Annotated in this window: 14 protein-coding genes; 8 read left to right on the forward strand and 6 right to left on the reverse strand. The window is 44.7% G+C overall.

Annotated features, from left to right (window positions below; translation table 11 throughout):
• The first annotated feature begins 2 nt into the window (after positions 1-2).
• Positions 3-836, forward strand: a complete 834-nt coding sequence (locus tag C0Q44_RS07100) for a carbohydrate ABC transporter permease (RefSeq protein WP_105406641.1) — start codon at positions 3-5, stop codon at positions 834-836.
• 22 nt (positions 837-858) lie between these two features.
• The gene (locus C0Q44_RS07105) at positions 859-1,896 is read left to right on the forward strand and encodes a glycoside hydrolase family 130 protein (RefSeq protein ID WP_105406642.1); all 1,038 of its coding nucleotides are present in this window, start codon (positions 859-861) and stop codon (positions 1,894-1,896) included.
• Between the two features lie 293 nt (positions 1,897-2,189).
• On the opposite strand, the gene C0Q44_RS07110 is transcribed toward C0Q44_RS07105, so the two are convergent.
• The 4 genes from C0Q44_RS07110 to C0Q44_RS07125 form a co-directional block, all read right to left on the reverse strand.
• Positions 2,190-2,858 (reverse strand): ABC transporter ATP-binding protein, encoded by a 669-nt coding sequence (locus C0Q44_RS07110; protein ID WP_308737393.1) that lies wholly within the window; start codon positions 2,856-2,858, stop codon positions 2,190-2,192.
• Positions 2,855-4,123, reverse strand: a complete 1,269-nt coding sequence (locus C0Q44_RS07115; protein ID WP_181150886.1) for an ABC transporter — start codon at positions 4,121-4,123, stop codon at positions 2,855-2,857. The genes C0Q44_RS07110 and C0Q44_RS07115 overlap by 4 nt, the downstream gene beginning before the upstream one ends.
• A 55-nt stretch (positions 4,124-4,178) precedes the next feature.
• Entirely contained in the window at positions 4,179-5,216 is a 1,038-nt protein-coding gene (locus tag C0Q44_RS07120) for an ABC transporter permease (protein WP_181150887.1), read from the reverse strand.
• An 82-nt stretch (positions 5,217-5,298) separates the two neighbouring features.
• Positions 5,299-5,709 (reverse strand): hypothetical protein, encoded by a 411-nt coding sequence (locus tag C0Q44_RS07125; protein ID WP_105406646.1) that lies wholly within the window; start codon positions 5,707-5,709, stop codon positions 5,299-5,301.
• A 389-nt stretch (positions 5,710-6,098) separates the two neighbouring features.
• Between C0Q44_RS07125 and nikA the strand changes: the two genes are divergently transcribed.
• From nikA to nikE, 5 genes are all read left to right on the forward strand, one after another.
• Positions 6,099-7,736: a nickel ABC transporter substrate-binding protein gene (nikA, locus tag C0Q44_RS07130; RefSeq protein ID WP_105406647.1), complete on the forward strand. Its 1,638-nt coding sequence runs from the start codon at positions 6,099-6,101 to the stop codon at positions 7,734-7,736.
• A 67-nt stretch (positions 7,737-7,803) separates the two neighbouring features.
• Positions 7,804-8,748: a nickel ABC transporter permease subunit NikB gene (gene nikB, locus C0Q44_RS07135; protein WP_105406648.1), complete on the forward strand. Its 945-nt coding sequence runs from the start codon at positions 7,804-7,806 to the stop codon at positions 8,746-8,748.
• Positions 8,745-9,575: a nickel ABC transporter permease subunit NikC gene (gene nikC, locus C0Q44_RS07140; RefSeq protein WP_105406649.1), complete on the forward strand. Its 831-nt coding sequence runs from the start codon at positions 8,745-8,747 to the stop codon at positions 9,573-9,575. Before nikB ends, nikC begins: the two co-directional genes overlap by 4 nt.
• Before the next feature lie 42 nt (positions 9,576-9,617).
• The gene (locus C0Q44_RS07145) at positions 9,618-10,424 is read left to right on the forward strand and encodes an ABC transporter ATP-binding protein (protein WP_105406650.1); all 807 of its coding nucleotides are present in this window, start codon (positions 9,618-9,620) and stop codon (positions 10,422-10,424) included.
• A gap of 154 nt (positions 10,425-10,578) precedes the next feature.
• On the forward strand, positions 10,579-11,379 hold the full coding sequence (gene nikE / locus C0Q44_RS07150) for a nickel import ATP-binding protein NikE (RefSeq protein ID WP_105406651.1): 801 nt from the start codon (positions 10,579-10,581) through the stop codon (positions 11,377-11,379).
• A 275-nt stretch (positions 11,380-11,654) separates the two neighbouring features.
• Here nikE and C0Q44_RS07155 read toward each other — a convergent pair whose 3' ends face one another.
• Together C0Q44_RS07155 and C0Q44_RS07160 are read right to left on the reverse strand one after the other, a co-directional pair.
• The gene (locus C0Q44_RS07155; RefSeq protein ID WP_105406652.1) at positions 11,655-12,233 is read right to left on the reverse strand and encodes an NAD(P)H-dependent oxidoreductase; all 579 of its coding nucleotides are present in this window, start codon (positions 12,231-12,233) and stop codon (positions 11,655-11,657) included.
• A gap of 310 nt (positions 12,234-12,543) precedes the next feature.
• The gene (locus C0Q44_RS07160; protein ID WP_105406653.1) at positions 12,544-13,134 is read right to left on the reverse strand and encodes a TetR/AcrR family transcriptional regulator; all 591 of its coding nucleotides are present in this window, start codon (positions 13,132-13,134) and stop codon (positions 12,544-12,546) included.
• Between the two features lie 262 nt (positions 13,135-13,396).
• Here C0Q44_RS07160 and C0Q44_RS07165 point away from each other — a divergent pair, with 262 nt between their 5' ends.
• Positions 13,397-14,368 carry an aminoglycoside phosphotransferase family protein gene (locus C0Q44_RS07165; protein WP_258166199.1) on the forward strand — a complete coding sequence of 324 codons (972 nt, stop codon included), beginning with the start codon at positions 13,397-13,399 and terminating at the stop codon, positions 14,366-14,368.
• Positions 14,369-14,383: the final 15 nt, after the last annotated feature.

Here is a 14,383-nt window from a genome sequence, read left to right on the forward strand (position 1 = left end):
ACGTGAATCAATTCAAATACACCCTTGCGAGCCTGGTTAAATATACTTCCCTGATCATTGCGGCGTTTATCGCGCTGTTACCCATCGTGGTCATCCTGTTTGCATCCCTCAAAACGAATGCGGAATACGCCATCAGCAGCCCGCTTGCCCCACCAGCCAACTGGCTGAATTTTGCCAACTATACCAAGGCCTTTGTGGATGGCAACATGCTGGTCGGTTTCAAAAATACAATTATTATCCTGGTTATCTCCATTATAGGGGCGACCCTAACCGGTTCCATGATTGCGTATGTGCTGGATCGGTTCAAATTCAAAGGTAAGAAAATCATGGTCGCCGCATTCCTGCTCGCTACCCTGATTCCAAGTGTTACGACACAGGTCGCCACGTTCCAGATCATTAACGCTCTCGACCTGTTTAATACTCGCTGGGCTGCCATTGTCATGTATCTGGGTACAGATATCATCGCGGTATATATCTTTCTGCAATTCCTGGGCTCGATCTCGAACGCACTGGATGAATCCGCAATGCTGGACGGCGCTTCGTACTTCACGATCTATTGGAAAATTATCTTGCCACTGCTGAAACCGGCTATTGTAACGGTCATTATTGTGAAAGGGGTCAACATCTACAACGACTTTTACACGCCGTTCCTGTACATGCCCAAGACCGATCTGCAGGTCATATCGACCGCCTTGTTCAAATTCAAGGGACCGTTCGGATCACAGTGGGAAGTGATCAGCGCTGGCATCATGATCGCCATTATTCCAACCATGATTATCTTCCTGCTGCTACAGAAGTACATCTACAATGGCTTCGCGCAAGGCTCCGTTAAATAAAAACCGAAGGGAGAAATGAAAAATGACAGTTGCTAAAACGAAAAACGTACACATTGTTGGGGATGCTTTGCCAAACATGCCTTGGGAGGACAAACCGGAGGGATTGGATGCACCGGTATGGAGACACTCGGCGAATCCAGTCGTTACGCGTAACCCGGTGAAGGGTGTTGCCCGCATTTTCAATAGTGCGGTGGTTCCGTATGAAGGGAAGTTCATCGGGGTATTCCGCGCCGAGACGATTAATGGTCGCCCGCATCTGCATATGGGTTCCAGTGAAGACGGATTGTCATGGATCATTGAAGAGGAACGCATTGCTTTTGTGGATGAAAATGGCGATCCGTTCATGCCTAACTATGCGTACGATCCACGTTTGGTCAAAGTCGAAGATACGTATTACATCATCTGGTGTACAGATTTCTACGGTGCTGCACTCGGGCTGGCCAAGACGTATGACTTTAAGACGTTTATCCGCCTCGAAAATCCAATGCTGCCATTCAACCGTAATGGCGTATTGTTCCCGCGCAAAATCAACGATAACTATGTGATGCTGTCCAGACCAAGCGACAGTGGACATACACCGTTCGGGGACATCTTCCTGAGTGAAAGCCCGGATCTCGTGTACTGGGGCAAACATCGTCATGTCATGAGCAAAGGCGGTCAGGGCTGGTGGCAATCGGTCAAAATTGGCGGCGGACCCGCCCCGATTGAGACATCCGAAGGCTGGCTGATGTTCTACCATGGTGTAACCGGAACGTGCAACGGATTTGTATACAGCATGGGTGCGGTCATTCTCGATCTGGATGAGCCGTCCAAAGTGAAATATCGTTCCTCCAACTTCGTGCTGACCCCGGAGAAATGGTACGAGGAGCAAGGATTCGTTGATAATGTCATCTTCCCGTGTGCTACGCTGCATGATGCCGAGACTGGACGTATTGCCATCTATTACGGCGCTGCCGACACGTATGTTGGCGTGGCGTACACAACTATCGAAGAGATCGTAAACTATGTTATGGAGACAGATGAAGTCATCGCCGGAGATCACGAGGAAGGCAAGTTGTAGTATATAAATGGAGTTAAGGTGTAGAGAAGAGTAAACAAGCAAGGAGACGTATATGAAGATGAATTTCAGAGTTAGTCTCATATACGTTTCTTTGGTTTCGGTATGTGCAGACAGGAATGGGGACGATGGGCAGCATGCTATTGAAACAGTTAAAAGAATACCACCGAAGCATCACGAGTCCGGATGATTTCGATGCCGATATCTTACTGACGCTTAGGAAAAATAAAAAAACGTCTGGAGACCCAATCCAGACGTAATCTATTTATATGGTGACAGTATGACTAATAAACAACCTACATAACGGTTCCCTCTTTAATATAGATAATTCTGTCACAGACATCAGCTACCTGATGATCATGTGTGACAATGACAATGGTCTTGCCTCTTCGGTGCAGCTCTTTAAAAATGTTTAATATGGATTGCTCTGTCTTCTCGTCAAGAGAACCTGTCGGTTCATCAGCCAAAATAATAGACGGATCTTGCACTAGTGCTCTCGCAATAGCGACTCGCTGCATTTCTCCGCCTGAGAGATTATTCACAGTTTCCTCGGATAAATGCTCTATTTCTAAAGATGACAGTGTCTCTTTAACTTTTTTGTTTATAACTGATTTTGGTGCTTTACTGTATCTTAAAGGTAAAGCCACGTTTTCAAATACATTTTTAGCTTCAATTAACGCATAGTTTTGTACAATAAAACCTATTACTTTCCTGCGGAAGATAGCGAACTCAGCTGATGTTTTGGATAGTACATCTTGATCCAAATACTTGTATATCCCAGAATCAGCCTTCTCCAACCCAGCCATTATATTTAGTAACGTAGATTTACCTGAGCCACTTCTTCCCATAATGGCTGTCATTGAGCCCTCTTCTAAAGTGAGACTTAGACCTCTCAATACTTCATTCTTTTTGGCTCCAGTTCCATAGCATTTATGCAAGTCGTTAATCTCAATCAATAAGATCACTCCATTCTTTTTAGCAAAGAACCCATATGTTCATTTTGGATGCGTATATATAAGGGAATAAGTACGGACAGTATGATTATGGCTGAAAGAGTCAGCAAAATGAATAGATAGGCAACCACATTATGGCCTATAAACATTTCATACAGTATCAAACTGATGATTGCGGGTGATAACACTACAATTCCAATCTCAACTACATAATAGAGAAATATTTGATTAGGCACAGCTCCTGATATCAAATGAATTGACCACGCTTTGAGGTTGTCTTCAAATTTATTTTTGAAAAAAATCCACATTGTCAACACAACGATTAACATTATCGTAATTCCTATTACGCTGAGGAGAAATTTATTTTCCTTCAGGGCTGATAGAACAAAACCAAAAGGTATCGCGCTAGCTCCTAAAAATCTAGTATCACCAAAACCCGTCCGTTCTTTAGCTTCCTCTAGTTTCTTATTTACAATAAAATCTCCAGAAGCACTAAATACTGAGCCGTTAATTAGTTGGAGATAATGCTTTTGTTGAAAACTGAAATCCTCCTTGCTTTGTGGGGCAGATACAAATTGTTGTGCGGGCATTACAATATAACGATCCAAATATAACTCAGGTTCATTAGAGCTAAAGATCAGGGAATTGGGCTTAAGAAAGCCTTTTACAACCAAGTCAAATTTCTTAAATAAATATTGTCCTTTTATTGTATCCCCAGGATTATAGAAATTTTTATACTCATGACCTAATAGTACGGGCATCCGATCATCTGCATTTCCAATATAATCATTTTCTGCGAAACTCTCACCATCGACTGCACTAACCGAAAACATATCTACCGCCTGCTTATTTAATTGTACTGCTTTGATCGATTTATATGGGCCCTCTCCGTTGATATCATAAGGCTCACTTACAAAGCCCATTTCATAATCTCTGGTGAATTTTTCTTTTTCTGACGAAGTTAGGTCAAGTAACGCGATGGGCTGAGTGAATACATAAATATACTTTTCATTTAAATCTTTTTCCAAATAACCATAGAAAATTTTAATTGTTTCAAGAAAATGTACTTGTTTCATTAAACTTGATAATTGATCGGCATCAAGCAAGGTATCAGAAAGCTTATAGCTTTTCATATCTTCAAGAAGATTGATTTGATTTGATTTTTTGTCAAGGCTATTCAAACCCAGGAATACAACCATAGCTAAAAAAAACAGGAAGAGGATCTCAACTATGATTAGAATCGTAACCATTTTATTTTTACGGATACTTTCAAACACTTCCGTGTATATTCGTTCGTACATAAAAAAATCCTTTCTTAAGATAAAAATGATTCTACATTATCAGGTTCTTGCTCAAGCTTTTCATAGTTATTCTCAAGGAAAAAAAAGAGGTGAGGACTATAACTAGAAAACCAAAGCAGATATGAATAAAATATTCATTGTAGAACTCCTGATTAATATTTAGGATAGCAAAACTACCGCCGGCTACTAAAAAATAAGTAAATGACGTAATCATAAAATATTTAATCACATATCTGAATAGTGGGTACCTTGGTTGATACCCTAGAATCCAAAGTACACGAATCTCGGACCGCTGCTTCTTGATCCAACTCACTGTAAAAATAACGCTAGAAAACGAAACTAGTACAAATACTATAATTTTCAAAATAACGTTATAAATATCTGAATTTGCATAGCTTTGTGCTCCGTATTCTCCTCGTTCAAACAAGTGAATAGGCACTTTAACCCCGTCCGCATCCAGTAACTTAGTTTTGGTAACAGAACTTAAATCCGAGGCACTCAATACAAAAATACCTGTTTCTCTATTTTCATCGCTACTTAATCCGTTCATAGACAGTAGTATTGTTTTATCTATTTCAGTTAGATGAGAGGCGCCCATTGTTCCGATAACTTCAAACTCATCGTTATTATAAATATAATATAACTTCCCGTTTTTATATTTTAGCTCTGATCTCTGAATTTCTTTTCCGACCACTGCAAGCTTCTCTTTATCGTAAAAGTCCTCTTTTCGAAAAAATCTGCCTTCTACCATCTGCGGTACATACGTCTGATTATCAAAGTATATGGCTCGAATGTTTCTTGAGCCTGTTTGAAGTTCCTTAAACAACGTAAACTGCTGTCCAATGTTTATATCGCGCCAATCCCATAACATAGATTCATCAGGTATAAAAAAGATACTATTTTCATCATAGAGACTTCTTCCTAATATATCCATTTCACTCTTTTTAACTTCATAATAACTTATGGAAACAATCATGATACTCAGAAAGAAGTAAAGCAAACAAATATGAAAAATCCCACCTCTATTTATTTTCTTTAAAAGATTACTCATCATTCCATTACCTTTCATAAATAGCGGCAAGTCTTTTTTTTAAGAAATCTTGCCGCTTTATTGTTTAAGTATTAAATACTAAAGCAACTCTCAATACAAGCTATTCTTCGGTTCCCCAATACGTTTTAGAAATCAGGTCAAAACTACCATAATTTGTTTTCGCTTCTGTTCTACCGACATCCCACTGTCTCCCACTATCTTCTCTAACCCATAGCCACTCCAACTGAGCTCTAGAGTAATGTTTCATACCTGGCCAAACTGTTTTTGCAACAGCACGCTTTAATTTACTATCTGTTGTACTATATTCAGAATACCCTTCATGGGAATCAGGATATAATTTTACTGTCCGTGCTGTAATTCCTCTATCTGGACTGGCGTTGGTGAAATAACCTTCACCTTCTACCCATCCTCCTCCAACACCAAAAGGATTAGCTGCATAAGCAGAGGACGCAATGGAACCCAATATTGCTGTTATTGCTAGAGCTTTAATTACTTTTTTAGTTATTCTCATGAAATTTTCCTCTATTTCTATATTAATTAAATTGAAAGCTGGCCAGCTAATCAAACTCATTTATAATCATACAAGGAAATATAAGGAAATTAAATAGCTTATAATGTCGTATAATCACTTATTTTGTATTATAATGTATTATTAAAACTTTTTTTGAAGAAAAAAGAAAAAAATGCATCATATTTCACTGAAGATCCTTGACTAGAAATCCCCGCTCATATTGGGTGAGAACTTAGGAAAGGAATGAATAATAGATTTGTACTTCATATGTTAGGTGATAAACACCCATACAGTGTCGAATTTTGTTGACAAAAAGAGAGCATCTGCCTATTCTTAATGGATGAATATGAGAATCATTATCATGAAATAGAGAAAAGGGGTCTATGTCTATGTTGCAACAACATCGCAGATTTTCCGCCCTCATGCTGGCAACAACGATATTGTTGTTATTGGTAATCGTGGGCTGCAGTAATACAGAAAGTGGATCGGATTCTTCATCTGCTGGTTCAGATCAGGCTTCTTCTGCGAAGGAGATTACCATGTCATGGCCACGTGATATCGGTACAATGAATCCGCATACGTACAATCCTTCCCAATTGTTTGCCCAATCGATGCTCTATGAGCCGCTGATCAGTTACCAGAAGGACGGCAAACTGGAGCCTGCTTTGGCCGAATCATGGACAATCTCCGATGACGGCAAAGTATATACATTCAAGCTTCGCCAAGGTGTGAAATTCTCCGATGGTACGCCATTTAATGCGGAGATTGTGAAAAAGAATTTTGATGCTGTGATGAAAAATAAAGCTACACATAGCTGGCTGGGCATTATAGGTGTGCTCGACAAGACGGAGGTTGTCGACGACCATACGTTCCGTATGACACTAACCGAGCCGTATTATCCTGTTCTTCAGGACTTGTCTGTTGTTCGTCCTTTCCGCTTCCTGGGTGAAGCTGGATTCCCGGATGACGAGGATACATCCAAAGGCATTAAGGAGCCGGTAGGTACTGGCCCATGGATGCTGGCTGAATACAAGCAGGACGAGTATGCCGTCTTCAAGCGTAACCCGAATTACTGGGGAGCAGCACCAAAGCTGGATCAGATTACGGTCAAAATCATCCCTGATGCAGAAACCCGTGTGCTTGCTTTTGAAAAAGGGGATCTCGACCTGATCTTTGGAGAAGGTATGATCAGTCTGGATGCGTTCCAACAACTTCGGGACAACGATAAATATGTGAGTCAACTGTCTGATCCGGTAGGTACGCGGGATCTGCTGTTGAACTCCTCCAATCCGAAGCTGTCTGATCTCAGAGTGCGGATGGCGCTCCAGCAAGGATTTAACAAAAAAGCGATGGTGGAAGGCATTACTCTGGGTCTGGAAGAGCCGGCAGATACGGCACTATCCAAAAACTACCCATACACCAATGTTGACCTGAAACCGATTGAATATAACGTGGAGCAATCCAAAGCTTTATTGGATGAAGCGGGTTGGAAGATGTCTGCGAATGGTAGTGTTCGTGAGAAAGACGGCCAACAGCTGGAATTCGAAATGATTTTTGACAAGACCGATCCGATACAGAAAGCCATGGCTGAGACCATCCAGGCTGAATGGAGCGAGCTGGGGGTCAAAGTGAACCTTACCGGACTTGAATTAACCGTGCAGATCAAACGTCTGAAAGCCAACGATTTCGACCTGTACTTCTGGTACAACTACGGTGCACCGTATGATCCACATTCCTTCATTAACGTTGTCGCGAGCCCTGGATTTGGTATCTCAGAGACACTCAGTGCCTTGCCGATGAAAAAGGAACTGGACGAGCAGGTACATGCCGCACTGTCATCAACAGATGAGACGAAACGTCAGGAGTTGTATGGCTCCATCCTGACAACACTTCAGGAACAATCGGCGATTGTCCCCATCTCTTATGTTAAGAAGACCGCGGTATATCAGAAGAAAATTGCCAAATTTGTCTTCCCGGCGAATCGTGATGAACATCCGTTTGCAGGACTGGAGTTAAGCACTCCATAATGAACAGACCATTACATGCAGGCAGGAAAAAAATGTCTATGTAGCTTGATAAAAGGGAGGAAGTTTGGTGATCAGCTATATCGGTAAACGAATGATCGCGATCATTCCTATCGTTTTTATCGCTACACTTGTTACATTTGCACTGATTCATATTTCACCGGTTGATCCGGCCGAGGCTTATCTGACTGCCGCTCATATCTATCCAACACCGGAGCTGCTTGCGCAGAAGCGACATGAGTTTGGCCTGGATCAACCGCTGTTCACCCAATATATTCATACGCTGAAGAAGATTTCCCAATTGGATTTTGGCACATCGTATCTCACGAACAAACCTGTCATAGATGAGGTGAAATCCAAACTTCCGGCGACGGCTGAATTGGCCTTGTGGAGCCTGTTATTTTCTGCACTGGTGAGCATTCCCCTGGGAATACTGGCCGCGGTGTACAAAAATAGCTGGATTGATATGGTCAGCCGGGCCATTTCCTATTTTGGAGCATCCATTCCGCAATTCTGGCTTGGTTATCTGCTTATCTTCTTTTTCTCAGTGAAGCTGGACTGGCTGCCTGTGGAAGGACGCGGATCATGGGAGAATCTGGTGTTGCCTACGGTGACACTATCTATGATACTAATCGCTTTGTACACCCGTATGCTGCGTTCTAGCGTACTGGAGCAACTACAGGAGACGTACGTACAGTACGCGAGAACGCGCGGGATACGTGAACGGGTGATTATGTTCAAACATGTACTGAAGATTGCGATATCCCCGCTTATTACGGGAATGGGCATGAGTATGGGCAAGTTGCTGACAGGAACCATTATTGTAGAGCAAGTGTTTTCATGGCCAGGTTTCGGACGTTACTTTGTTGATGCGATCTTTAACCGGGATATTCCGGTTATACAATGTTATGTCTTTCTGGCGGCATGCCTGTTCATCGTATGTAATTTGCTCGTTGATCTGTTGCAGTTGGCTATGGACCCACGGATTTCGGCGAAAGGACGGGCAGAGCATTGATAAACAAATGGCGTGCGGTATTTAAAGGACAGAGAGCCATCCAGATCTGCTCGGTGGTCGTGTTGTTTTTCTTCGTAATTGCATTACTGGCTCCGTGGATTGCTCCTCATGATCCCGTTAAGGTGAATCTGCTGCAAAAGCTGGCGAGTCCTTCGCTTGAACACTGGCTCGGTACGGATCATCTGGGACGGGACAATCTCTCCAGACTGATCTATGGAGCGCGAGTGTCGCTTGGTTTTGCTACCCTTATATTCCTGTCGTCCTTGCTCATTGGTGTCATTGTAGGTTCGATCTCCGGTTATCTGGGTGGCTGGGTAGATAGTCTGCTGATGCGCTTCTGTGAAGGCATCATGGCGTTTCCGAATCTGGTGCTGGTGCTTGGTATTGTGGGCATATTTGGCCCAGGGCTGATGCAGGTACTTCTGGCACTCATGATGGTGCAGTGGGTGTATTATGCACGTATCTGTCGCAATATGGTGGTGAGTCTCAAGGAACGGAACTTCATTGCAGCGGCAAGAATTAGCGGATCTTCTTCGTGGACGATTATTCGCAAGCATATCATCCCCAATGTGCAGCGTCCTATTGTGGTCATGGGTACATTGGAGATGGGCTGGGCGATTATGGATATATCCGCATTGTCCTTCTTGGGGCTCGGTATCCAACCGCCTAACGCAGAGTGGGGCGCAATGATTCACGAAGGAACAGGTTATATTCGGAGTCATCCCGAATTGATGATCTATCCGGGTGTGCTGATTCTGCTGGTGGTCATGACGTTCAACATCCTGGGAGAGTCGTTATCCGAGCGATATGGGATTGCGAAACGGTAGCTGCGTTGAACGGGTGGAAAGCAAACGGGGGTGAGCGTAGCGATGGTTGATGCAGCGAAGGTACTCGAAGTTCAGGATCTGCAAGTGAGGCTTAGAACAGCAGAAGGTTCAGTCCCGTTACTGGAGCCCGTTAATTTCGAACTGAAAAAAGGTCAAGTCTTCGGTCTGGTTGGTGAGAGTGGCAGTGGCAAAACGGTTACGTGTAATGCATTGCTCCAACTGCTTGATCCACGCAGGATGGAAGTGTCGGGTAGCATCCGCCTTAATGGGCGTGAACTCAGCTCCTTGTCAGGTGAGGAGATGCGGCGCATCCGGGGCAAGGACATTGGCTTCATTGTGCAGAATCCGATGAATGCTTTTACACCCGTATATACAGTAGGTTCGCAATTCATTGAAACCTTGCGTACCCATACGGGAATGTCGAAAGGACAGGCCAGAGAACAGGCCATAGCTGCCTTGGCAGACATGAACCTGCCTGAGCCGGCCAAACTGATGAAGCGATATCCATTCCAACTGAGTGGTGGCATGTTGCAGCGGGTGATGATCGCTATATCGATGTGCCTGCGACCAGCCTTGGTTATTGCGGACGAGCCAACGACGGCACTGGATGTCGTGAACCAACTAAACGTGCTTAGGGAATTGGATCGATTGCGTACCGAGTATGGCACATCCATATTGCTTATCTCTCATGATCTTGGCGTAATCTCACAGATGGCGGATGAAGTCGCGGTCATGCAGAAGGGGTGCATTGTGGAGCAGGCGGATGTGTACCAATTGTTCGATGAGCCACGGCATGAGTATACTCGAATGTTACTACATGCTAGACCAAGTATGTCTTTGGGACGATAGCGAATTACAGAAGAGTCGAATCGTTATTGAATGTATATATAGAGCTGGCATGAGCTGTATTTGGAACGGGTAGTCGAAGAAATAGACACAGCATGTGTAATTTCGTCTTCTTCGGAGATTGTTTCTGCCAAGCACAAGAGAGGAGGGTGACCTGATGCTTCAGGTACGAGAAGTGAGCCATAGCTACGGTAAGCGCAGCTGGCTGGATCGTTCGGGAGCACGTCCTCCTGTGCTGACAGATGTTTCGCTTATGATTGAAAAGGGTGTTTGTCTGGGACTGCTGGGTACGAGCGGAGCAGGTAAAAGTACGCTCGGTAAAATCATACTTGGACTGGAGAAGCCCAGCCAGGGTCAGGTTTTATTTCAAGGTCAGGATATCTACCGCGCCAGTAAATCGGTGCTCAAGAGATTACGGCGCGATCTGCAGGTCGTGTTTCAAGACTGTTATTCAGCCGTGGATCCATTGATGACTGCCGCACAAATCATCGGTGAGCCGCTGGATAATTACGAGCGATTGTCTGCCAAGGAACAACTTCGTGTAGTTGGACAACTACTTGAACAGGTTGGACTCACAACGGAGGATGCAAGCAAGCTTCCGCATCAGTTCAGCGGTGGACAATTACAGCGAGTCAACATTGCAAGAGCCATCGCGCTCAAGCCCAAGCTAATCGTACTGGACGAATCGATCAGCAGTCTGGACATGGTGAACCAGACTCAAATTCTGTCTTTGCTGGCGGAGCTCAGAGCCTCATATGGGCTGTCGTATCTCTTTATCACACACGACATTCGGGCAGCCATGACGATTTGCGATAGTATCGCCGTAATGGATCAGGGAAGGCTGGTCTATTCCGGGGATGCCGGGGATTCAGTCATGCAGTCGGATCATCCGGCTGTGCAGCAGCTGGTTTCATCCATTTTGCCAGAGCATCCGTCGGGTCGTATTTCATTTGGATAATGGGTTACTCATGGTGTGGTTTAGATAGCTGTTTGTTGGTTATCATCGTTTGCTGCCATTCTGTTGCAAACCTGCGAAAATCAGTGTAAGGATACACAAATTGAGGAAATAACGCCTCTAGGATTCGTTAAACCATAATGAATACTTAAAAGGAGTGTCCTGTCATGAGTTGACTTAGGGGACACTCCTTTTTTGTGTTCAGCCAAACGCGGAAATTTTTTTAGTACATCGTCTTCGAAATACAGCAACCCGAATGCTTCGACATAAGGTAGGAGTTACCCCATCTTCCGCCCAAGCTGCTCAATCTTATCCAGAGAATTCTTTCTCTGTTCATCTGACTTCTTACCCACTTGATCTACAGTTGTTATCCGTACAGGCTTGATGCCGGTGAGTGCAAATGTGGATATTTTCATCATTTTATGTGCAGGCTCACCCTGGAACCACTTAAAGTACCAGCTCGGACCATCCATCGTGGTGATCATGCGGGCGGTACGGCCTTTAAGTAGTTGATCCGGGAAAGGTTTACCTTTTTGATACTTGAAGGCATAACCTGGCATGAAGACTCGGTCAATGAAACCTTTCAACAGGGCGGGAGGCCCTCCCCACCAGATCGGGAATACCCATACCAGATGTTCTGCCCACTTGATTGATTCTTGGGCGTGTAACAAATCCGGTTCGAGTGGAAGTTTATTACGATATCCTCCCTCCAGATTCATGTTGAACGTGAGCTCGTTCAGGGTGATCATGCGGACGTCGGCACCAGCCTGCACCGCACCTTTACGATATGCCTCGGCTAGTGCGCCGTTATAACTCGGTGAGACAGGGTTACCTTGAATAATTAGTATTTTTTTCATCGAAGATGACACTTCCTGACTATTTTAGTTAATGAACACTAACCTCATGTGCAAAAGAAAAGGTCACGTATGACCTGGAAATCCATCGGTATATCCTGATAGTATGTTGACGATTACTCTTATAGAGGTTACTCAAAAAGTCCGCTTTTAATTACAATCATGCCTGATGGCATCATCAGCATCGAAGTTGAAACTTAGCCGAAATGAGGGGAAGCATACGAAGGTTGTTTCCTTCGGAAACATTGTAGTTGCTCACGTAGTTTTCTCTACGCTCTGCTACTCTATCTCTAGCTTCAGTCCAGCTCCATGGTTACTCCTGAGGCAGCTGTCCCAACATCAACGAGAGGCGGTGAACGGTTTCCACGGTGTAGGGTACTAGTAGCTCTGGCAGTTCACCCTGCATGCTGGAGACAGCCATGCGTGTAATCGCACCAATCACCAGAACGGCTGTGAGCCTCGAATCTTGCTGAGGCAGTTCACCCCGCACCATTCCCAGATCGATGAGATCCATCAATGCATCCAATGGCTGACGGTAATCCTCGCTGCTTCCAGCTTCAATGAATATTTCGTGATTCTGTGAAATCAGCAACAGCCCGTAGGGATCTTCATCATGCAGATGGAGAACCTCGGTAACCAGTTGCTTGAAGCGTTCCAACACGGGACCTTCCCGGCGAACATACCCGTCAATCAGTGCAGTATAGTCGACACAGTATTGGGTGAAGGCTTCGAGGGCAACGGCATCTTTGTTTTTAAAATGTTTGTAGATCGCCGCATCGGTTACTCCGGCGGCATCACCGATCTCTTTGACGGATATGCCGTCAACGCCTTTGGTTGCGAACAAGCGCATCGCCGCTTGTAGGATATCTTTCTTTTTGCTATCCACATGAGATTTGTTCTTCATGATTGTATAGTAAGTGATTACTAACTAAAATGCAACAGGCATAGTAGAACAGAACTTGTTGAACCTCGAATGGGGGCGTTGAATAAGGGCTTACGCCAAGGCTTGCAGGCTTGTGAACGGCAACGTATGATGGATAGAAATCATAACGGATGGGCCGGCATAACGTAGGGCAGGGATAAAGATGTTAAAGGTGCAACAGATTGCGAACGACAGCAGCAGTCACATCTGACATGAGCAGTGAACGAAATGGATGGTGGGTAGCGTGAACGAAGAGTTGGATGTGTACAGTTGGGTAACCCCGGAAGGGACGCTGAATGATCACTATATAACAAGCCGGGAACAGCTGTATAAAGGAATGAACGGACGATATGTGGAGCGATTCACTGTTTCTATTGGTGAAAGTTATATTTTCAAACCGCTGACGAATCCTGCACAGCATGGACGGGAACGATGGATGTATGAGCGTGTGATGTCTGGTCTACCACCGATCTTTCCTCAGCTTATTGCTGCATCGGATCATACGGTTGCTCCGGCACAGAGCTGGATGATCTATGAAGATTTGGGGCAACTGGTGCATGATTCGCAAGAAGCGACGATGCTCGGCGCAGCGGCACATATGGCAGCGTGGCATGCGTTGCCTCTTACGAATTGGAGCGAGCTGCCTCGCGCGGGCCAGAAACCGTCCATTCGCACGATGTTGGATGAGTTGCACATGCATAGGCAATCTACCGCTGACCTCTTGTCCAAGCTGGACATGCAACTGTCTGCATCCGATTGGGACAAGATCATCCGGTTGATCCTCACAGCAGAGGAAGAACTTCCAACCGTTCTGTGTCACGGAGATTTGCATCCAGGTAACATGGCGGAAGTGGACGGAAGACTGGTCATCTTGGACTGGGAGCATGCCCATTTGAACACGCCGCTGTGGGATGTAGTTCATCTGGTGGATCTCTCGCATCCACTGTTTCCCAGAACGGTTACGCCTGCCTTGCGAGAGCGAGTCATGGATGTTTATTTGGACCAGCTGGGGAGCCTGGACGTGCAGATTGAACGGGTTTTTTTTGCACAATGGTACGACGCCTATGCTATTATATTCTCGCTCTGGATGCTGCGTTTAATTGATGGCGATCTGAGAAGTGAGGAATGTGTGTGGCCGAAGGAACAGCTGCGAAGCCAATGGAATGAGACGGTAGCTACGTTGGAACAGTGCATGAAGCACATGCGTGAGGAATAGAAATGAGGGGTGAGA

Origin of the sequence: Paenibacillus sp. PCH8 (genome assembly GCF_002968835.1) — a bacterium.
Lineage (GTDB): Bacteria > Bacillota > Bacilli > Paenibacillales > Paenibacillaceae > Paenibacillus.

Bases quoted from the DNA above. Each gene is read 5' to 3' on its own strand.
- C0Q44_RS07105 (WP_105406642.1), top strand. From the start codon at position 859: ATGACAGTTGCTAAAACGAAAAACGTACACATTGTTGGGGATGCTTTG.
- C0Q44_RS07120 (WP_181150887.1), bottom strand. From the start codon at position 5,216: ATGAAAGGTAATGGAATGATGAGTAATCTTTTAAAGAAAATAAATAGA.
- C0Q44_RS07125 (WP_105406646.1), bottom strand. From the start codon at position 5,709: ATGAGAATAACTAAAAAAGTAATTAAAGCTCTAGCAATAACAGCAATA.
- nikA (WP_105406647.1), top strand. From the start codon at position 6,099: ATGTTGCAACAACATCGCAGATTTTCCGCCCTCATGCTGGCAACAACG.
- C0Q44_RS07145 (WP_105406650.1), top strand. From the start codon at position 9,618: ATGGTTGATGCAGCGAAGGTACTCGAAGTTCAGGATCTGCAAGTGAGG.
- nikE (WP_105406651.1), top strand. From the start codon at position 10,579: ATGCTTCAGGTACGAGAAGTGAGCCATAGCTACGGTAAGCGCAGCTGG.
- C0Q44_RS07155 (WP_105406652.1), bottom strand. From the start codon at position 12,233: ATGAAAAAAATACTAATTATTCAAGGTAACCCTGTCTCACCGAGTTAT.
- C0Q44_RS07160 (WP_105406653.1), bottom strand. From the start codon at position 13,134: ATGAAGAACAAATCTCATGTGGATAGCAAAAAGAAAGATATCCTACAA.